This is a genomic window from Enterococcus sp. NPDC086594, assembly GCF_044746145.1.
Lineage (GTDB): Bacteria > Bacillota > Bacilli > Lactobacillales > Enterococcaceae > Enterococcus_D > Enterococcus_D entomosocium.
The window spans coordinates 78,159-96,827 of the sequence record NZ_JBIVBP010000002.1; the positions used below are offsets into that span (position 1 = coordinate 78,159).

An 18,669-nucleotide genomic window follows, 5' to 3' on the forward strand; every position below is an offset into this window, starting at 1 on the left:
GGAGTGTAACCCTATGACAAAAGAACGATTGCGTGATCTGTTAGAAACCAACGTGCACGAACTGTTTGCGATAGAGATCGATGAAGCATCACCGCAGGAATTGTTTCAGGCGCTAGCCAATGTCGTGAAGCAAATGTATTCAGAAGACTGGCGCCAGACCAGAAAAAATCTCTTGTTGGAGGACCAGAAACAAGCGTATTATTTTTCAATCGAATTTTTACCCGGCAAAATGTTAAAGAGTAATCTGTTAAATATGCAGCTGTTGGAGCAAGCGGAAGCCGTTTTTGAAGAGTTAGGGGTTTCACTTGACGATGTTGCAGAGACGGAAAAAGACATGGCTTTAGGCAACGGGGGACTCGGTCGCTTAGCGTCTTGTTTTATGGATTCATTGGCTTCTTTAGGTTTGCCGGGAAATGGCAATGGGATCCGCTATCGCTACGGATTATTTAAACAAAAATTTATTGACGGTCATCAAGTAGAGTTGCCCGATGACTGGTTGCGTTCGGGGAATGTTTGGGAAGTCCGCAAAGAAAGCAAGGCGGTGCCTATTCGTTTCGGGGGCCATGTCTATCTCGTTAACGGAGAGGACGGGAAATTAGCCCCAGTTTATGAAGGTGGCTTTACCTGGCGGGCGGTTCCTTATGATACAGCAATGGTTGGCTACCAAAATCACCATCTCAATACCTTGCGTTTATGGAGTGTTGAGGTTCCTGCCGAAGATGAGGCGCACTACGCGACACTAGAATCGCGGCAAGCATTGGAAAATCTGACAGCGGTCTTGTATCCCGATGATTCCAATGAGACAGGCAAACGGACCCGGCTGATGCAAGAATACTTTTTTGTGTCTGCAGGGATCCAAAGTATCGTCCGTTATTATAAAAAATTGAATTTACCTTTGGCCATGATGAGTGAACGAGTAGCGATCCACATCAATGATACGCACCCAGCCCTTTGCGTCCCAGAACTGATGCGCATTTTAGTTGATGAAGAAGGTCTTGCTTGGGAACAAGCGTGGTCGATCACCGTGAAAGTCATGAGTTATACGAACCATACGATCATGGCGGAAGCCTTAGAAAAATGGCCCGTGCGCATGATTGAAGAAGTTTTGCCGAGAATGGATCAGATCATCAAAGAAATTGATCGCCGTTTTGTGGAAACGATGCAAGGGGTCCATCCGCAAGCCTTACTGGAACGGACACGAATCATTATTGATGATCAAGTCCATATGGCACATCTCGCGATCATCGGCAGCCACAGTGTCAATGGCGTAGCCAAGCTCCATTCTGATTTACTAAAATCAGTGGTACTCCATGACTTTTACCTTATTTATCCTGCCCGTTTCAACAATAAGACCAACGGCATCGCGCAACGGCGTTGGCTTCAGCTAGCCAATCAACCGTTAGCCAAAGTATTGGATCAGTCCATCGGTACAAGCTGGCGCAATGATCCATTAGACCTGCAACTACTCAAAAACTATTATGAGGACGAAACTGTTCTCCAACAAATTGCCGACGCAAAAATGAGTAACAAGCGTGCACTAGCACAGTACATTCAAAAAGCAACGGGCATCACAGTAGATCCGACGGCAATATTTGATGTGCAGATCAAGCGTCTGCATGCATACAAACGACAATTACTAAATCTTATGCATATTCTAAAGCTCTACTTTGAGGTCAAAGACGATCCAACTGCTGCGTTTCATCCAAGAGTCTTTCTCTTTGGTGCCAAAGCCGCACCAAGCTATCACTACGCAAAATCGATCATTAAAGTCATCAATGAAGTGGCGAATCTGATCAATTATGATGAAACCATCAATGATAAAATCAAGGTTGTTTTTTTAGAAAATTACAACGTTTCTTTAGCAGAAAAAATTATCCCAGCAGCGGATGTCAGTGAACAAATATCATTGGCCTCCAAAGAAGCTTCTGGGACAAGCAATATGAAGTTGATGCTAAATGGGGCAGTAACGATCGCCACTTTAGATGGTGCCAATATTGAGATTCGAGATGCAATCGGTGATGAAAACATCGCGATCTTTGGGCTAACCGAAGAAGAAGTGTATCAGTATTACGCCCAGCGTAATTATTCTGCCTATGCGTATTATGAGTCAGATCCACTATTGCAACGTGTAGTCAATGCCTTTATTGACGGGACAATCCCCAATATTCAAGTAGAAGGCCGCGAGATTTTTGATTCACTTTTGAAATACAATGATGAGTACTTTTTATTAAGAGATTTCCACGCCTATTGTGATGCACAGCATCGGGTGGATATTGCTTATCAAGATACTCATCGCTGGCAAAAAATCAGTCTAATGAATATTGCGAATGCTGGGAAGTTTTCGGCGGATGAAACGGTGCGAAATTATGCAGCAGATATTTGGCAGATCGATCCATTATTTGCCCATATCAAAGAACCAAATGCGGCAAGTTTGACGGAGTCAGTGCCTCCAAGGGGAGACAATTGAAGCGACTTCGGTTGAAATGGCGCAGTCTTTCGTGAAATTCTCTTTTATTTGTGGTATGATGAAAAAAATGCATGTAAGAGGATGAGTACAGTGGCAAATTATTTAGATGTGAAACGAAAACACTTCCGTTTTCCTGCTTATGATGATACAGACGGTGTGAAGCTTCAATCCGAGCATCGCCCCGCATTCAGTAAAGCAGATGATTGGATTTTAACCGAAATCAAAGATCCCGTGAGTCATTCTCACAAGGAAGAAAGTCAATCTTTGCAGCGTAAAGTGCAGTCCAGCCAACGCGATCGAGGGCACAATGTTCGTCAAAAAGAAGAGCTTGCCAATCACCGTGCCAACTTGCCTCAGTACGGAAAACGTCCGGTGAAAGAGCAGATGCCGACAGGAAAAACCAATTTTTTTGGCAAAGAAGCGAACCATTCTTCTTATCAAGTGACTAGTAAGAAGGAAAAAGCTGAGGTTCCTGTTTCTTCAAAAAAAGAATATTCGGGACGCTCTTACTTCGTGCCTAAATATATTCCTGCATCAATTATTCCAGATGAGCAAAAACCTGAAATTACGCCGAACGATTTGATGGATGCAATGGCAAAAAAACAAGAAAGTTATTTGTTATTTGACACTGAACCAGCAGCTTATCAAGTCAAAGAAGAAAGCGATCCAACCGTCAAAAAATTCAATCGCCACCCCTCTGTTGGGATGACACGCAGCGAGTTTCGAGCCAACAATAAAAAAAATGGTGAGAAAAAACGGTCCGTTTTAGATCGATCATTAAAAGGAATGATTGAAGACGATCAACAAGCAGAATCTTCAAATGGCTATTTTCGTTCTAAATAGCAGAGACAGTTACTTTTAATAGAAGTAGTCCTTTGAGCATAACGATGAATGATTTCAGCTAGATGGCGAACATCTAGCTGTTTTTTTTGTGTGCTGAAACTGCCGATTTCACAAAATACTTAGTCGAATTACATTTTTCACCGACTGAGGAATATTCTGATTTTACTAAGCAATAGCGTGGGCTATAGAATAAAGTGAAACGATCAAAACCATCGTTATTTATAATGTTTGTTATTTTAATTGGCGATTTCTTTTGTCATTTAAAATCGATGGCAGGATTGTGGTTTTCTGATCAGCCGTAATTGAAAAAAGGAAGCAAGCGTCCTGATGGTTAAAGCTGCTCTTTGGGAAGGACTGATCCATGATCGATTTCAAGGGAAAGATACGCTGAAAGGTGGGGCATCAACAAATGAACAAGAAAAAGAGAAAGGTATATTTCACCATCATTATTGGCTTACTTGGAGGACTCTACTTTTTTTCAACCATGAGTGTGTTTTCTTCAAACATTTTCTTTGCTGCACAGCTGGAGGAAGAAACGGTTGCGAGTGACCCATTCGAACCGATACGAGAGAAAGAGGCTGAGGGAAAAGTTGCCATTTATTTTGATGAATCAACGAAAGCCGGGACTGTAGGAGACATGTTACTAGTTGCGTTTCATACGGGCCGTCCCATTAGTGAAATAGCGATCCGGTTGCCGCAATCTGCGGTTTTTGTTGAAGAGGAGTTGCCAAAGGGAGTCAAAATTACGTCAACCACTGAAGAGAATGGTTGGAAACTAACGACTGATATCCCTAGAAGTGATTTTTTGGTTCCATTGGTAGTTGATACAGCAGGGGCGTTTCCATTTGAAGTAGCAGAATCAATGATAATACTTGAAATAAAGGAAGCACGGGAGACAAACCCTACGGATACACAAGAGGATGCGCTAACCGATTCGAGTGACTCCACTGACCAATTCGATCAAGAGGACAAAGAGGATCAATTACCAAAAGAGAAGGAAATAGAAAGCCAGATTCCTGACGAATCAGAGTCAGATCCTGGCAATCTATATCTGTTAGGCGACGACGTAAAAAAGAGAGGGGTTGCTAACTGGGTCGAATTTATGGCTGCAATGGTCGATCCGACGGTCAATTATATTTATTTGACAGCCAGTTTTCAAACGAACGATAATCCTCGTTTAGGCATTACGGGAATTGACGGCTGGAGCAGCAGCGCCAATCCTAATGGCGGATTAGCCTATGTTTATATCAATGCCTCGAGAGTTTCAAGAACGTTAATCATCGATGGTCTCGACACCTTTCAGATGGATCTTAGAGCCGTAGCGATCTGTTTCCGCGATTCGAGTGTCAATCCTGATTCCCCATGGGACATTACCTTGCAAAATTTGGAACTTTACCATGGAAACTTTTGGGGGGCAATTGAATATCATGATTTGAACATGTCAAATCAGCAGCGTTCAATCATTCGGTACCACAATCTCAACCATACTGGCAATCAGTTGTTTTACGGGTTGCACTCTCGAGCCAGCTTTTCTGGACATTCGGTTTCACACCAAACGCCTAGATATACATCAGACTTCAATGCTTCTTGGATGATTCACTCGAACACCCAAGCGAATTTTGAAATCAACCAAATCGAGCTTCGTGAGGGAGCAAACGTCGAAATGTCGACGATCAGCTCAGGAAATCTTGATTTTTATAATACGAACGCGCGTCTCATACTAGGGAATAATGCCCGACTATCATTAAATGCCAACGGTTCAGCTGGCGAAGCAGGCGGCGCCAATATTCGCTTTGTCGCTGGCAATGGACGCATTGAGTTAGGAAAAGGTGCGGAATTGGCATTAAATACACAAAACAACAGTCCGGCAGTCATCACATCAGGCACGCCCCATGATATTCGCTTAATGGAAAAAAGTCGCTTGTCAGTTACTGCTACAAACCGAACGTTGTATAGTCATATTTTCTGGTTGAGTGCCAATACTCATGTAACCTTAGAAGACAGCAGCACCTTAGAGGTTGAAGCAACAAATCAAAATACAACCGCAAATATCTTCCACTTCTCTGGCACGACTGGCAATCTCAACGTAGGCAAAGATGCTACCTTAGATATTCTTACGGACAGCCCACAACCTGTCCAACGCCTACTTTTCTTTAGCGGTGCCAACAATCCCGCAAGATTGACGATCGACGATGCCAAGCGTGTCAATTTGCAAAGAACCCGCCCGATAACGACCACAACAAATGGTCTAATTGAAGGGGGAGGAATCACTGCAAAGAATCAGGCGATTCGCCAGTGGCGGCATGGAAATACAGGAGATCCATCTGATTTTCAGTGGCAACCGATTCTGTCCATGACTGCGGCGATTTCCGGAACCAACACCAATGTGACCAATGTATCTTCACTGAATGAGGAAACAAGTCGAGGGTTTGCCTCGCAGTTTGCTTCTCGTTCACAACGTCTATTATTTGAGAGAATCCCAGACATCACGGTGACCATCGATCCTTTGACAGAAGATAGAACCTTACCTAATGCCTATACGATTTCGGGAACCGCCAATCCTGGTAGCTACCTTCGATTCCAAAGAGAGGGACTGATGCCAGAACCGACGCTTGAAACGACAGTCGATAGTGCTGGCAATAGCACGTATTTTCACACCCAAGCGGATGAAAACGGGCATTATTTACTTGATCTATCTGATTTAGAACCTTTCCAGTATTTTACTCAAGGTGAGGTGGTCACCGCTCAGGCATTTCTTGATGGTAAATGGGCAGAAGCATCAACCACTGTGGAACCCATTGGTGACGTTGACCCAAAAGATCCCCTTGATCCTGATCAACCAATTCTACCTGAAAATCCACCATTGATACCAGAAAATCGCGGGTTTATCAGTATAGACTTTGTTTCACAATTCGATTTTGGTACAGTACCGATTCGCTCGTCGACAAGCCGCTATCCGGCGCGTCCGCAACGAATTTCTTCAGTGGATGATCATGAATCAACCGAACGACCAAACTATATTCAGGTTTCCGATCGTCGATTTCTCCCAAATGGCTGGACCTTGAGTGCCCGATTATCTGAGAAAGGGTTCGTAAGCACGGATGCGTTTAAGCACTATTTAAAAGGAGCGAGTGTGCATTTGAATAATATTGAAATGGTCACCTCTAAAGAAAATCGCTCTGAAGCACCAGACTACGTTGAAGCAATTGAGCTAGGACCGCAGAACCAAGTGATTGCACGTGCCAATGAAAATCAAGGGACGGGTACTTGGATTCAACGCTATGGAAACGAGCATACCATGCAAAAAAGTGTCGAGCTGGAAATCCCTATTGGCGCGAGGCCGCAAGCAACAAGTTATCAAGGAACCCTTCGTTGGGAGCTGAGTTTCGTACCTGGTGCTGACGAATAACCCCTTGGAAAACAAGTAAGCATGTTCTGCAATCGTGAATATGATCGAACACTGTAAAAGTTGCTCAGACAAAAAGAAGTCCAGTTGCCATTGGACTTCTTTTTTGTCTGAAACAGACGAGCGGTGGTTTAAATTGATTTTCCCACTTTGGTGGATATGCTTTTCGATCAATAGAAGAGAGTGAAACCACAGGCAATGGACCAATGAGCAAAATCATGACATGGTAGTGATCAATGAAATCACTTAAGCACTATATCTTCCCCAGTATAAATTTTATTTAGCTATTTTAGTAATTAAATCCTGCTCAAATATTTTAATTTTCTCTTGCCTTTTGATATGCTAAGAACAAGGGGGAATCAAAGATGGAAGTTGATCTACAAATGCTGGCGATGATTTTCTTTATCAATCTCGCCTATGTTACATTGAACACACTGCGATTTTTATTGACAATGAAAGGGTATCGCGTGATTGCCCCATTAGTGAGTATGATCGAAATCACGATCTATATTTTAGGCTTATCTATGGTATTGGATCGTTTGGACAACCCGCTGAATCTCTTATTCTATGCATTAGGTTATGCTGCAGGAGTCAGTATTGGTATCAAAATCGAAGATAAGCTGGCTCTGGGCTATACAATGGTCACAGTGATCCTACCTAGTAATACGGATGAGGAAAAAAGTTTGCCTAAGATCTTACGACAAGAAGGCTACGGAGTTACACAAAGTTATGGAGAAGGCTTAGAAGGGCCACGACTGATTTTAGAGATTCTTTCCCAAAGAAAAAGTGAGAAAAAGCTCTATCAAACCATCAAAGCGGTGGAAGAACGAGCGTTTATCATCAGCTATGAACCCAAGTATATCTCAGGTGGATTTTGGACCAAAAAAATCAGTCGCCGAGAAGCAAAGTTGAAAAAACAAGCACCTGTTGATTGAAGAAACTCAGTCAGCCGTGATTCATTTGAGAAGAATAGCAGAGTAAAAGACAGGGAATTTATTGATGAGAGGAAGCGTAAGGTGTGGAAAAGAAAGCAAATGGTATGATGGCGGTCATCGCTGCCCTGATCTCAAATATTTTGGTGGCTATTAGTAAGTTTGTCGGTTATGCACTAAGTGGCAGTGCAGCCATGTTGAATGAAAGCATTCATAGTGTCGTGGATTGTAGCAACCAAATCTTTTTATTGATCGGGGATAAACGGGCAACAAAGGGCCAAAGTGAACTGCATCAGTTTGGAGAAGGTCGGGCGAAATATTTTTTTAGCACGATCGTTGCGATGATGCTCTTCTTTGGTGGGGGCGCACTCGGTGTGATGGAAGCGGTAGAAAAGCTGCTGCATCCTGCCCATGAAGTTGGTAACGCTTGGTTGGTGATCGCTATTTTGATTTTCGGGATGATCGTTGAAGGAAGTTCGTTGTGGATCGCGATCAAGGAGATCCGCGAACTGAATGTGGAACGTCAACCAATCTATCGTTTTTTGAAAGAAAGTCGGCATAGTGAGATTCTGATCATTTTCACAGAAGACTTTTGTGCAATGATCGGCCTAATGATCGCACTATTTGGTACGATTTTAACCATGATTACGGGTAACGCATTTTTTGATGCCTTCAGTGGTTTATTGATTGGTCTTTTATTGATGGTAGCAGCCATTTTCTTAGCCCGCGAATTTTACAGTCTACTGATTGGCGAAAGTGTCACAAAACGGGATCTAGCAGTGATCAAAAGAGCATTTGAACGGCCAGATGTTGATCGCTTGATTGATGTTAAAACGGTGCATTTAGGACCATCAGAAATTTTGATTGCGGCAAAAGTTGATATTGCCTCGAAACAAGAAGAGGTCGGCTATGAGATCATTAATGAGATTGAAGCCGATATTCGACACCAGATGGCAGATAAAAAAGTCTATATTTATATTGAGACAGATGAGTATGACCCTCACTATATGGAGAAACGCCGTAAACTTGTGCGACCTTCCCACTGATTTAGCTAGAATAAAGCAGCTTTTTTTGATACAATAGACAAGGATTATCACATAGTGAAGGAGATTTCAAAATTATGATCAATGCAAGTGACTTAAGAGCTGGAATGACATTCGTTCAAGACGGCAAACTTATCAAAGTATTAGATGCTAGCCATCACAAACCAGGTAAGGGAAATACGGTTATGCGTATGAAATTACGGGACGTTCGGAATGGTTCGACTTATGATACAACCTTCCGTCCAGAAGAAAAATTTGAAAAAGCGCATATCGATACGAAAGCTGTACAATACCTATATACAATGGACGATACCGCATTCTTTATGGATCTGGAAACCTATGAACAATATGAAATTCCAGTTGAAGTGGTTGAAGAAGAAATGAAATTTATTCTTGAAAACATGGAAGTAAAAATCCAATTCTTCGGCAGCGAAGTAATCGGCGTTCAACTACCATCAAGCGTAATCTTAAAGGTTGTTGAAACACAGCCGTCGATCAAAGGGGCGACTGTGACTGGTTCAGGCAAGCCAGCAACGATGGAAACGGGCTTAGTTGTCAATGTTCCTGACTTTGTTGAAGAAGGCGAAATGCTAGAAATCAATACAGCTGAAGGTACCTACTTAAAACGTGCGAAATAAGAAAAAACCGCGACTTGTTCGCGGTTTTTTCTTTTGCTCTGGAGGAGGGATCAAAAGTGAATCATTTCCCGTCTGCCAATGATTTTTGTAAGGGATAAATACTATAGGGTTTACTGATAAAGTAGGCGACGGAGCAGACGATCACAAACAAGGGCAGATTTTCAAAGCCAAAGACTTCCCCACCGATAAAGATCGGTGCAAATAAAGTGCTAGTAGCACTGCCAAAGACACTGGCATAGCCTAGGGCTGCCACCAGTTCGATAGGCAGTCCGAAGAGCGGTGCCAGCACGACGCCCAAAGAGGCGCCGATCGCAAACAAAGGGGTGACTTCTCCGCCCAAAAAACCAATACTGATAGTCAGTACAGTTAACACCATCTTAAGCAGCCAGTCATAAGAATAGATTGGTTGATTCGTGAAACTAGCGCTGATCAAATTCGTTCCTAAACCTGAATAACGACCATGATACAAAAGGACAAAAAGTAAGACTAGCACGAGTGAACCGATGCCAATGCGCCAGAGAGGATGAGGAAAGCGTCGTTTCATGATCCGTTTCATCGTTTCTAATAATCCCGCAAAGCTGCCACCAACAATACCAAATAGTAAGCCAATCAAAAGTAATTTCAGAAAAACAGCCAAAGTCAAATCGGGGGACGGTGACAAAGCAAAACTAAATTTTTCTAATCCTAACAATTGAGAAGTCGTACTAGCGGTGAAAGCAGCCAGCAAAGTTGGTAAGAGGGCATGATGACTGAATTTACCGATGACAAGTACCTCCAGTGCGAAGAACGTCGCAGCGATCGGGGTTTCAAATAAACCAGCAAATCCCGCAGCCATCCCAATCATGATCAGGGTGCTGGCGTACTTTTCTAGTCGCAGCCATTTTCCGAAGCGATTGGCGATGGTGGCACCTAACTGAACCGCAACCCCTTCTCTGCCAGCGCTTCCTCCAAATAAATGCGTCAGCCAGGTTCCCACCATTACAAAAGGAATCAAGCGCAACGGAATGTCTTTTTCTTCTTCATGTCCGACTAAAAACACTAAGTTCATTCCTTGAGGACTCCGATCGCCATACTTTTGGAACAGGTAAGTAAAACAAATGCCGATAATGGGTAAAAAGAGAATCAAGGGCAAAAAATGACTATCACGAAAGGCGCTTAAGGAAAGTAGGATCTTCCCAAAGAAGGTGTCGACGGCTCCAGCGAATACGCCAATAACCAGACTGACCACACCTAAAGCAGTCAGTTCCCAATTAGTTGTTTTTTGTTTCATCATTTCTATCACGATCCTTTAAAAAGAATATAGGAACAATGCTCCTGCAAATACGACGACCTAGTGAAAATAAAAAAATGACTGCTACACACTAAAAAAAGTGGTAGAAGTCATTAGCAAAATTGCGGTTTCAGTAAGAACTGAGGGAGACATTCATTCCCGATTAGCATCAATATTATCTGATAAAACCCTCCTTTTGTCAATGGATGTTTGTTGTGAAAAGCAATTCATCTAACACTTATCTTTTCTACATAGTTATGGTAAAATTAATCTCATAAGAACTTATATGGGAATTGAGCGCCTTGAGGATAATTGGCATGAAAAGGGATGAAAGGACGATCCTTCTACTGTTTGACCAAGGGTAAGACAGTGAGTAGTGAGGAATCGAAGAGGAATAAAAAATGGTTGCATTTATGACGAGCGAAAAATGGCTGCAAAGTGAGCGTTTTTATTATGTGATCCTACCAATTCTCATGGTAGTTGGTCTGATTGCGTTATTAGGGTTCCTGATGGTTCTGCTTTATCGAGAAAACCGCAACCCAAAAGTGACGCTATTGCTTGGCGGCATAGTCGTTACGTGTCTATTAGGTTTTTTTATTGGGGATCAAGTGTATGGTGAATTCAAAACGTATAATGCGCTGATCACACCGAATATCCGAGATCGCGAAAAGATGTTTCTAGGCTATAAATATTACGAATCTGATACTACAGCAATTTATCAGCGCATCCAAAGCAATGAAGCGATTGAAACTTTAGGAATCTATCAAGCAATACCGGTGGAACGGGAGATTGAATTTCTTGGTTCTGCTCATAACTCCGTATATTTTAAAATGGGCGCCCAGGTTTACTATGCTCGCTATCAACCGACTTTTGTGGATGAGGAAACAACTGCTAAACTGCAGGGGGTTCAATACCATTTGACTGATCCTTCCTTTGAAACAATTGGTTTCTATTCCGAAACCAACAACTATTTAACGGCAATCACGATTCCAAAGTCCCAAGAAACCCTCGAATATCAATCCGTTGATTCTGTGATCCCGAAAGAATTTGGGAAAAGTCAAACCCAATGGGCGTTACCGAATAGGAATGAATAATGATAAAAAAACTACCTAAGTCACGAAAGAAAGCTCCCTCAAGAAGGAAACTTCCGTGCGCAGGTAGTTTTTTGCATGCTTGGTCAGAGAACATTGCTTTTCCTATGACTGATCAGGTAGTCCTCTTTCTTTTTGCGAGGCAATTTTTTGAAGGCGGCTTCTGCTTGAGTGGCTTTACTGCGAGTGGAAAAGCTTTCCGCATGGATCATTTGCAAGGGTCTGCGACTAGCGGGACGGGTATATTTTGCCCCGATCCCTTTGTTATGCTCTAATAAGCGGCGACTCAAATCGGTAGTATAGCCGCCGTAAAAGGATTGGTCGTTGCAACGTAAGACATAAAAGTAATGGTTGTCAGCAGCCATAGAGCATCGCCTTCACTTCTGGACTATAAGAGCCCGTTTCATCATAGGTAATGAGAGGAGAATCAATTTTAAACCCTTCCGCCTTACCATCCTTGATTCCTTCAATCAATAAAATATTGGCCTCTTTGCCTACTTTCGGATAGACGAAGCGGACTCGTTTTGGCGCGATTCGATGGGTGCGCATATGGTCCAAAATATCGAGAAAGCGATCCGGGCGATGAACCATCGCAAACCTTCCATTCATTTTTAACGCTTTACTGGCGGTTTGGATCACTTCATCTAAAGTTGTGGTGATCTCGTGCCGGGCGATCGCTAAATAGGGATTCGGGTTTTTGATCGCCGTCGGTATATTTTTAAAATAAGGCGGATTGCAGACCAAAAGATCGACGGAATCAGGTTTGATTTTTTGAAAGAGATTCTTCAAATCCATAGGATAGACCGTCAGCTGTTCTTGCAAGTCATTTAATTCGATACTGCGCTGCGCCATATCCGCTAAGCGTTCCTGCAATTCGACCTGATAAATATGAGCAGTCGTTTTTCTGCTGATAAATAAACCGACTGCGCCATTCCCTGCACAAAGGTCAACGATCACACCTCTTTTTGGTACTCTAGCGTAATTGGCTAATAAGACAGCATCTAATGAAAAAGAAAAAACTTCGGAACTCTGAATAATCTTGATGTCATCGGCATACAATTGGTCAATGCGTTCGTTCGGTTGCAACATGAAGCATACTCCTGTTCTAAATTCATTTCAATGTATTATACTACGATTAAGAATAATGGGAAACGCTAAAAAAGGCTTGTCATTTAAACCGTTTTTTTGCATACTTGAATAGGAGAGAAATAGAAAGGAAAATGAGTATGTTTTTTCGCTTTATGCGCGGTGTGGTTCGCGTAGTATTATTTTTGATCAACGGCAATGCTCGTTATCAAAACAAAGAGGTTTTACCTAAAAATGAAAACTATATTTTAGTGGCTCCTCACCGAACCTGGTGGGATCCATTGTACCTAGCAGTGGCTGCTCGGCCAAAGAAATTCAGTTTTATGGCGAAAGAAGAGCTGTTCAAAAACCCGATTTTACGGTTCATTTTGATTCATGCCAATGCTTTTCCAGTCAAACGGGACAAACCAGGACCGAGCGCGGTAAAGACGCCAGTCAAAATCTTGAAGGAAACCGATCTTAGCTTGATCATGTTCCCAAGTGGTACGAGACATGCAACGGCCTTAAAAGGTGGCATGGCGTTGATCGCGAAAATGGCCAAAGTCAAGATCGTTCCCTCTGTTTATCAAGGACCGCTGACATTAAAGGATTTATTTAAACGCAAGCGAGTGACTGTCCGTTTTGGGGAGCCAATCGATATCAGTGACATCAAAAAGATGGACAAAGAGGGCTTGGCGGAAGTGGAACGGCGCATCCAAGGTGCATTTGACACACTGGATCAAGCGATCGATCCGTCATTTGTTTATCAAATCGATGAGTCCAAAAGAGAAGATTAATACCTAAGAAAAGCCGTTGATCCTTTTGTGATCAGCGGCTTTTTTCTAATGATTTAATCCAATAATTCGAAAGCAAATTTGGTCCATGGTTTCAAATATTCCAACAAAGGCAACTCCTCTTTGGGGATAGCGCCGACTTTGTTTTTTCGGGCGTCTTGGTGAGGGGTCAAAACGATCTGCAATTCGTTTTTGTACTGACCAAAGGTATCATTGCCGATAACGATGTCCCCATAAGCAAACGGTTCATGGTTTGTATGAGGGAGGTTTTCGATGGGACGGTATTTCACCCGTGATTGTGTGGACCGAGCGACTAACGCATTACTGTCACCGCGACGAAAATGATTGGTTTCAGCTAATATCCTCCGTTCGATTTCGCTGGCTTCTGCTTCTACGGAAACGCCAAAGGTCAGTTTGTAGCGATCGATCGTTGCCAGAGCTTTCAGTTCTGCATCCGACGCATAGGCATTGCCAATAATCACCGTATCGATCAACCCAGAAGCAAAAAGCAGCTTTCCTTGTAGCGCCAATGGTAAATCGCGACAAGATTCTAAGGTTGGCAGGCCATCATTGACTTCCCAAGGGCCAATTTTGGCTGATTGGCTAGTGATGAAGGCGGCTGTTTTCAACCCATATTTTTTAAAACGTTGACTGCAGTTGCGGAAAAAAGCCTCCGTTAAGCCTGTGCCTCGTTGGGGGTAAAAATTGTGGCAGCCATATAAAAAAGGTTCATTGGCTTGATAAGAAAGGATATTTTCTAAATAGTTCACATCATTACTCATATTCAATTCAATCGCCAAGCCGAATGGATTGAAGGTCAGTTGGGCTTCTTTGCTGCCATCAAACCCTTGATCCAAGCGGATACCGTCCGCACCTAATTCTGCAAAGAAGCTTAGATCGTCATAAGAGATCGCCAGATCACTAAAAACAGCTGGGGAAATATCTAAAATCGTTTCAAACCCAAGGTTCTTGGCAAACCCGATAATCGAAGAGAATTTTTTTCTGACGGTCTCTTTGCCTTCACTGACTTCTAGCATACTCATAAATAAGCGAGAGTAACCAAGGGCAGCAGCTTTTTTTTAATAGTCTTGATCCAGTAAAGGATCGCTATGGTCGGGGTAAATCGAAAGGCCAATTTCTCGTTTCAATGGTTTTCCCTCTTTCTAAAAAAATCGTACGAAGCACCTCTTAGTATCGAAAAATGCTGCTGAGGAGCGCTTCTTCCGATTGTCTTGATGGGTGCTTCGTCCGACCTTTATCAACAAATTATTGTGTGACTGGTTGATTTTCTTTTTCCAATTCGTTTTTGTCATAGATTTTTACGAATGGGTAATAGATCAGAATCGATAAAAGAATCAAAAGAACATTCAGCACGATCGCACGCCAATCGCCGCCAGTCGCTAAGAAAGCACCAATTGGTCCAGGCAATGTCCAAGGGGCATTGACCGTGACGGCATTGACTAAACCTGCTGAGGTGGCGACCCATGCAATGACACCATTGATTAAAGGCGCAATGATGAATGGTGGGATCAAGATTGGATTCAAGACGATCGGTGTACCGAAAATCAGTGGTTCGTTGATGTTGAAAATAGCTGGAATTAAGGCTGTTTTTCCTAGTTTTGAACCGAATTCCGATTTGGTGCGAAACGCTAACAAGATAGCCAAACCAATCGTTGAACCAGCCCCACCGATCCAGATGAACCATTGATAAAATGGTTCGGCTGCAATATTGGGAATCATATCTCCCGATGCAAGCGCTGTTGTATTTCCTTCTAACAACTGTAACCATAATGGACGAGCCAGTGAACCAACGATAGAAGCACCATGGATCCCGAATGACCAGAAGAAGGTCGTCAAGAAGGTGATCAAAAGCACACTTGGCAAGGTATCTGCGGCACTGACTAAAGGATCGACCACTTTTGCCACGATCGTGTGCCAGTCAAAACCGATATAGTAAGTGATCGCGCCCATTCCTAAAATGATCACTAAAGTGGGAGTCAAGGCTTCAAAAGAGCGAGCGACTGCAGGTGGGACTTGTTCTGGCATCGTGATTTTGAATTTCGATTTGTCCGTTAACCGATAGATTTCAACGGCAAGAATCGAGGTGATGATCGCCACAAACATACCAGCACTCCCTAAATTGGCCATTGGCAAGACAAAACCGACCGTTCCGGCAGCATCCAACGCTTCTGCTGGGATATTGACCGGGGTGAAGGTCAGTAAGAAGGCGGTCGTAGCTAAGATCCCGCCTGAAAGACCATCAAGCTTATAAGAGCGAGAAAGACTGTATCCAATCCCGAATGCAGCATACAAGCTCATAATGTACATCGTCATTCGATAAGGCAATAAGATGGTTGTGGCATTGCTAGACAAGAATTGATAGATGCCCCAACTTTGAGGTAGCGGTGGAAAGGCTAAAATCATAAAGAACGAACTGACGATAATCAATGGCAATGTTGAAACGATCCCGTCACGAACCGCTCGCAAATGACGCTGGCTGCCAAGTTTTTCCATCGGTCCTGCCAGATGGCGTTCGATGAACTGAGTGAATTTATCTAACATGGTTTATCCTCCTAAGATGTTTTACATTATTGTTTCCCATGGATTCGGAATGATTTTTCCTAAAATCACGCCTTGGGCTGCCCCGGTTGCTGCAGGGGCATTGTTGACACGGCTGTGAAGGGTTTCATTTCCTAAGATGGCGAAAGCCACCGCTTCTTTGGCATCGTTCGAACCGCCAATGTCATCTTGTGTTACAACGGCTACTGTTTCGGGTAAATAGCCTTTGATCATCTCAATCAGCAGATGGTTATGGGCGCCACCACCTGAAAGAATCACTTCAATATCATTTGTTCCCAACTGAGGGAAAATGAACCTTTGGTAACTGTCAGCAATGGAAAATGCGGTGAAATCGGTTAAAGTCCTCACCAAGTCTTCCGATGCTACTTGGGGATATTCGGTCATTAGCTGCTGCACAAAATGTTTGCCAAATTGTTCACGTCCAGTGCTTTTCGGCGGTTGCTGGGACAAATAAAAATGAGTTCTTAATTCCTTTTGCAAGGTGGGTATAATTGCTCCCGCTCGGGCTGTTTCACCAAACGCATCATAAGGCTGACCGAATAGCTGAACCATTAGTTCATCGATGACCATGTTTCCTGGACCTGTATCAAAAGCATATAATTCGCTTAAGCCACCATTTTTAGGCAGAACCGTAACGTTGCCGATGCCGCCAATATTTTGCAATAAACGATTTTTATCGTTTGATTGATAGAACAGATAGTCCGTATAAGGTACAAGGGGCGCTCCTTGCCCGCCAGCAGCCATATCCATCACTCGGAAATCGGCGACGACTTTCGTTTGTAAGCCATAAGCAATAATCGAAGGTTCGCCAATTTGCAAGGTGCTGTTTTTCGCTGGATCAGCATCGGGGGAGTGCCAGATCGTTTGTCCGTGGCTGGCAACAAAATCAATGCTTTTTTCTTCAATACCGGCTTTTTGGCAGAGGATTTGACACGCTTTCAAAAATTGATACCCTAATTCAGTATTTAATTGGCAGATGAGGGGAACATTTGATTCCACCGGATCACAAGCAGTTTTTATTCGTTCCTTCAATTCTTCATCAATGGGCAGTGTGAGCATTTCCATCAGCTGGACGTCAGTTTCGATACCGCAGCCGTTGATTTTTACTAAAGCAGCGTCGATTCCATCCAAACTGGTTCCTGACATGAGTCCTATTGCAAGCATATCGTTTCTCCTTTCTTTTAGAATAGTGATGAAAGCGATTGTTGAATTCGATTTCACACTCATTGTAAATGAAGTGTAATTGTATTTCAAGATATAAATTTATAATTGAAAAAACATTTCAACATAATGATGTTAGGTGTTCGCTATTTTTATCAAAAATGGGTGGTAAATGAAATTTCGCTGGAAGAGAGATGTCTAACGATCAGGGAAAGTGGTATAATGATTGGAAGGATATTTTTTAAGAAGGTGAAGAAATGCGCTTTATACATACAGCTGATTGGCACATCGGAAAAAAACTACATGGCTATGATCTGCTGGAAGACCAACGAGCAATCATTGATCAAATCATAGCGCTAGCAAGAGCAGAAAAGGTCGATGCCATCGTCATTGCGGGGGACCTTTATGATCGTTCGGTTCCTGCTGTTGATGCAGTCAAATTACTAAATGAAAAAATCGCTGAAATCAATTTAACGAATGAACTGCCATTATTGGCTATCTCAGGAAATCATGATAGTCCAACTCGTTTAGAAACCGGCAGTCAGTGGTTTCAACAAACACGCTTTTACCTGTCCACCAGCATCGAACAAAGTTTGCACCCGGTTGAGTTTGACGATACACAATTCTTTTTACTACCGTATTTCGAACCCATCGAGGCCCGCTTGTTTTTTGATGAACCATTAATGAAGATTTCTGATAGTGTACAAAGAGTCATTGAGGAGATGACCAAGAACTTTGACTCGTCCAAAAAGCAAGTGCTAGTGACCCATTTTTTTGTGGCGGGTTCTAGCCAAACAGATTCAGAAACAAAAATTCAAGTTGGCGGATTGGACAGCGTACCGACCACCGCTTTTGCGCCTTTTGATCGGGTTGTTTTAGGCCATTTACATGCCAATACGGCTCTCAAACACCCAAAGATCGGGTACAGCGGCTCACCACTGAAATTTTCCCTTTCTGAACGGACGAACCAAAAAGGGATCTATCTTATTGATACCGTAAAAGATACCAATGAATTTATTCCACTGACACCAAAAAGGGATATCCAGCAGCTGACGGCGTCCTTTGAGGAGTTGATCGATCCGGTTTTTTACCGTGATCTGGATCGTGAGGCGTTTTGGCATTTTCTGCTGACGGATCGTGCTGTGATTCCAAATATGATGAATCAGTTGCGAAAAATCTATCCATTTATTTTGTCTGTCGAACGATTGAATGGACGAGAACAGACGAAAAAAAGACAGCTAACGACACGAGAAACCGACCCGCAGACCTTGATCAGTCATTTTTTTCAAGAAATGACGGGAGATTCATTGCTCGATTCACAAACCAAATGGATCGAACAAGGATTAAATGAAGCATTTGTCGTGGAAAAGAGGGAATAG

Annotated in this window: 14 protein-coding genes, 1 pseudogene and 1 riboswitch; of the genes and pseudogenes, 9 read left to right on the forward strand and 6 right to left on the reverse strand. The window is 42.9% G+C overall.

The window, feature by feature from the left end; genetic code table 11:
- The first annotated feature begins 13 nt into the window (after nucleotides 1–13).
- The 6 genes from ACIPK1_RS04735 to efp all read left to right on the forward strand — a co-directional run bounded on the left by ACIPK1_RS04735 (nucleotide 14) and on the right by efp (nucleotide 9,329).
- Nucleotides 14–2,467 carry a glycogen/starch/alpha-glucan phosphorylase gene (locus ACIPK1_RS04735; RefSeq protein ID WP_087664323.1) on the forward strand — a complete coding sequence of 818 codons (2,454 nt, stop codon included), beginning with the start codon at nucleotides 14–16 and terminating at the stop codon, nucleotides 2,465–2,467.
- Between the two features lie 81 nt (nucleotides 2,468–2,548).
- Nucleotides 2,549–3,310: a hypothetical protein gene (locus ACIPK1_RS04740; RefSeq protein WP_400450025.1), complete on the forward strand. Its 762-nt coding sequence runs from the start codon at nucleotides 2,549–2,551 to the stop codon at nucleotides 3,308–3,310.
- Between the two features lie 409 nt (nucleotides 3,311–3,719).
- Nucleotides 3,720–6,719, forward strand: coding sequence for a WxL domain-containing protein (locus ACIPK1_RS04745; protein ID WP_400450027.1), 3,000 nt, complete (start codon nucleotides 3,720–3,722; stop codon nucleotides 6,717–6,719).
- 362 nt (nucleotides 6,720–7,081) lie between these two features.
- Nucleotides 7,082–7,651: a DUF2179 domain-containing protein gene (locus ACIPK1_RS04750; RefSeq protein WP_005236782.1), complete on the forward strand. Its 570-nt coding sequence runs from the start codon at nucleotides 7,082–7,084 to the stop codon at nucleotides 7,649–7,651.
- A gap of 104 nt (nucleotides 7,652–7,755) precedes the next feature.
- Nucleotides 7,756–8,694 carry a cation diffusion facilitator family transporter gene (locus tag ACIPK1_RS04755; protein WP_400450288.1) on the forward strand — a complete coding sequence of 313 codons (939 nt, stop codon included), beginning with the start codon at nucleotides 7,756–7,758 and terminating at the stop codon, nucleotides 8,692–8,694.
- A 74-nt stretch (nucleotides 8,695–8,768) separates the two neighbouring features.
- A complete protein-coding gene (efp, locus tag ACIPK1_RS04760) occupies nucleotides 8,769–9,329 on the forward strand; it encodes an elongation factor P (protein ID WP_400450029.1) in 561 nt (186 codons plus the stop codon).
- Between the two features lie 61 nt (nucleotides 9,330–9,390).
- On the opposite strand, the gene ACIPK1_RS04765 is transcribed toward efp, so the two are convergent.
- A complete protein-coding gene (locus ACIPK1_RS04765) occupies nucleotides 9,391–10,602 on the reverse strand; it encodes a chloride channel protein (protein WP_400450031.1) in 1,212 nt (403 codons plus the stop codon).
- A gap of 94 nt (nucleotides 10,603–10,696) precedes the next feature.
- A riboswitch (Fluoride riboswitch) is annotated at nucleotides 10,697–10,769 on the reverse strand.
- A gap of 231 nt (nucleotides 10,770–11,000) precedes the next feature.
- Here ACIPK1_RS04765 and ACIPK1_RS04770 point away from each other — a divergent pair.
- Entirely contained in the window at nucleotides 11,001–11,693 is a 693-nt protein-coding gene (locus ACIPK1_RS04770) for a hypothetical protein (protein ID WP_008379712.1), read from the forward strand.
- An 83-nt stretch (nucleotides 11,694–11,776) separates the two neighbouring features.
- Here the strand turns inward: ACIPK1_RS04770 and ACIPK1_RS04775 are convergent, their stop codons facing one another.
- Complete coding sequence (locus tag ACIPK1_RS04775; RefSeq protein WP_005236776.1) at nucleotides 11,777–12,055, reverse strand: GIY-YIG nuclease family protein; 279 nt, start codon at nucleotides 12,053–12,055, stop codon at nucleotides 11,777–11,779.
- Nucleotides 12,045–12,779, reverse strand: a complete 735-nt coding sequence (locus tag ACIPK1_RS04780) for a tRNA1(Val) (adenine(37)-N6)-methyltransferase (RefSeq protein ID WP_400450034.1) — start codon at nucleotides 12,777–12,779, stop codon at nucleotides 12,045–12,047. Before ACIPK1_RS04780 ends, ACIPK1_RS04775 begins: the two co-directional genes overlap by 11 nt.
- Before the next feature lie 137 nt (nucleotides 12,780–12,916).
- On the opposite strand from ACIPK1_RS04780, the gene ACIPK1_RS04785 reads away from it, so the two are divergent.
- Complete coding sequence (locus tag ACIPK1_RS04785) at nucleotides 12,917–13,552, forward strand: 1-acyl-sn-glycerol-3-phosphate acyltransferase (RefSeq protein WP_005229679.1); 636 nt, start codon at nucleotides 12,917–12,919, stop codon at nucleotides 13,550–13,552.
- Nucleotides 13,553–13,605: 53 nt separating this feature from the next.
- On the opposite strand, the pseudogene ACIPK1_RS04790 reads toward ACIPK1_RS04785, so the two are convergent.
- The 3 genes and pseudogenes from ACIPK1_RS04790 to anmK form a co-directional block, all read right to left on the reverse strand.
- A pseudogene (locus ACIPK1_RS04790) lies at nucleotides 13,606–14,697 on the reverse strand (DUF871 domain-containing protein).
- Between the two features lie 118 nt (nucleotides 14,698–14,815).
- A complete protein-coding gene (locus ACIPK1_RS04795) occupies nucleotides 14,816–16,111 on the reverse strand; it encodes a PTS sugar transporter subunit IIC (protein WP_008379718.1) in 1,296 nt (431 codons plus the stop codon).
- A gap of 21 nt (nucleotides 16,112–16,132) precedes the next feature.
- Nucleotides 16,133–17,293 carry an anhydro-N-acetylmuramic acid kinase AnmK gene (anmK, locus tag ACIPK1_RS04800; RefSeq protein ID WP_400450036.1) on the reverse strand — a complete coding sequence of 387 codons (1,161 nt, stop codon included), beginning with the start codon at nucleotides 17,291–17,293 and terminating at the stop codon, nucleotides 16,133–16,135.
- Between the two features lie 254 nt (nucleotides 17,294–17,547).
- Between anmK and ACIPK1_RS04805 the strand changes: the two genes are divergently transcribed.
- Nucleotides 17,548–18,669, forward strand: a complete 1,122-nt coding sequence (locus ACIPK1_RS04805) for an exonuclease SbcCD subunit D (RefSeq protein WP_005236763.1) — start codon at nucleotides 17,548–17,550, stop codon at nucleotides 18,667–18,669.

What these genes read in the sequence shown, in the direction of transcription:
- ACIPK1_RS04735 (WP_087664323.1), top strand. Translation starts at nt 14, where the DNA reads ATGACAAAAGAACGATTGCGTGATCTGTTAGAAACCAACGTGCACGAA.
- ACIPK1_RS04740 (WP_400450025.1), top strand. Translation starts at nt 2,549, where the DNA reads ATGAGTACAGTGGCAAATTATTTAGATGTGAAACGAAAACACTTCCGT.
- ACIPK1_RS04745 (WP_400450027.1), top strand. Translation starts at nt 3,720, where the DNA reads ATGAACAAGAAAAAGAGAAAGGTATATTTCACCATCATTATTGGCTTA.
- ACIPK1_RS04750 (WP_005236782.1), top strand. Translation starts at nt 7,082, where the DNA reads ATGGAAGTTGATCTACAAATGCTGGCGATGATTTTCTTTATCAATCTC.
- ACIPK1_RS04755 (WP_400450288.1), top strand. Translation starts at nt 7,756, where the DNA reads ATGATGGCGGTCATCGCTGCCCTGATCTCAAATATTTTGGTGGCTATT.
- efp (WP_400450029.1), top strand. Translation starts at nt 8,769, where the DNA reads ATGATCAATGCAAGTGACTTAAGAGCTGGAATGACATTCGTTCAAGAC.
- ACIPK1_RS04765 (WP_400450031.1), bottom strand. Translation starts at nt 10,602, where the DNA reads ATGATGAAACAAAAAACAACTAATTGGGAACTGACTGCTTTAGGTGTG.
- ACIPK1_RS04770 (WP_008379712.1), top strand. Translation starts at nt 11,001, where the DNA reads ATGGTTGCATTTATGACGAGCGAAAAATGGCTGCAAAGTGAGCGTTTT.
- ACIPK1_RS04775 (WP_005236776.1), bottom strand. Translation starts at nt 12,055, where the DNA reads ATGGCTGCTGACAACCATTACTTTTATGTCTTACGTTGCAACGACCAA.
- ACIPK1_RS04780 (WP_400450034.1), bottom strand. Translation starts at nt 12,779, where the DNA reads ATGTTGCAACCGAACGAACGCATTGACCAATTGTATGCCGATGACATC.
- ACIPK1_RS04785 (WP_005229679.1), top strand. Translation starts at nt 12,917, where the DNA reads ATGTTTTTTCGCTTTATGCGCGGTGTGGTTCGCGTAGTATTATTTTTG.
- ACIPK1_RS04795 (WP_008379718.1), bottom strand. Translation starts at nt 16,111, where the DNA reads ATGTTAGATAAATTCACTCAGTTCATCGAACGCCATCTGGCAGGACCG.
- anmK (WP_400450036.1), bottom strand. Translation starts at nt 17,293, where the DNA reads ATGCTTGCAATAGGACTCATGTCAGGAACCAGTTTGGATGGAATCGAC.
- ACIPK1_RS04805 (WP_005236763.1), top strand. Translation starts at nt 17,548, where the DNA reads ATGCGCTTTATACATACAGCTGATTGGCACATCGGAAAAAAACTACAT.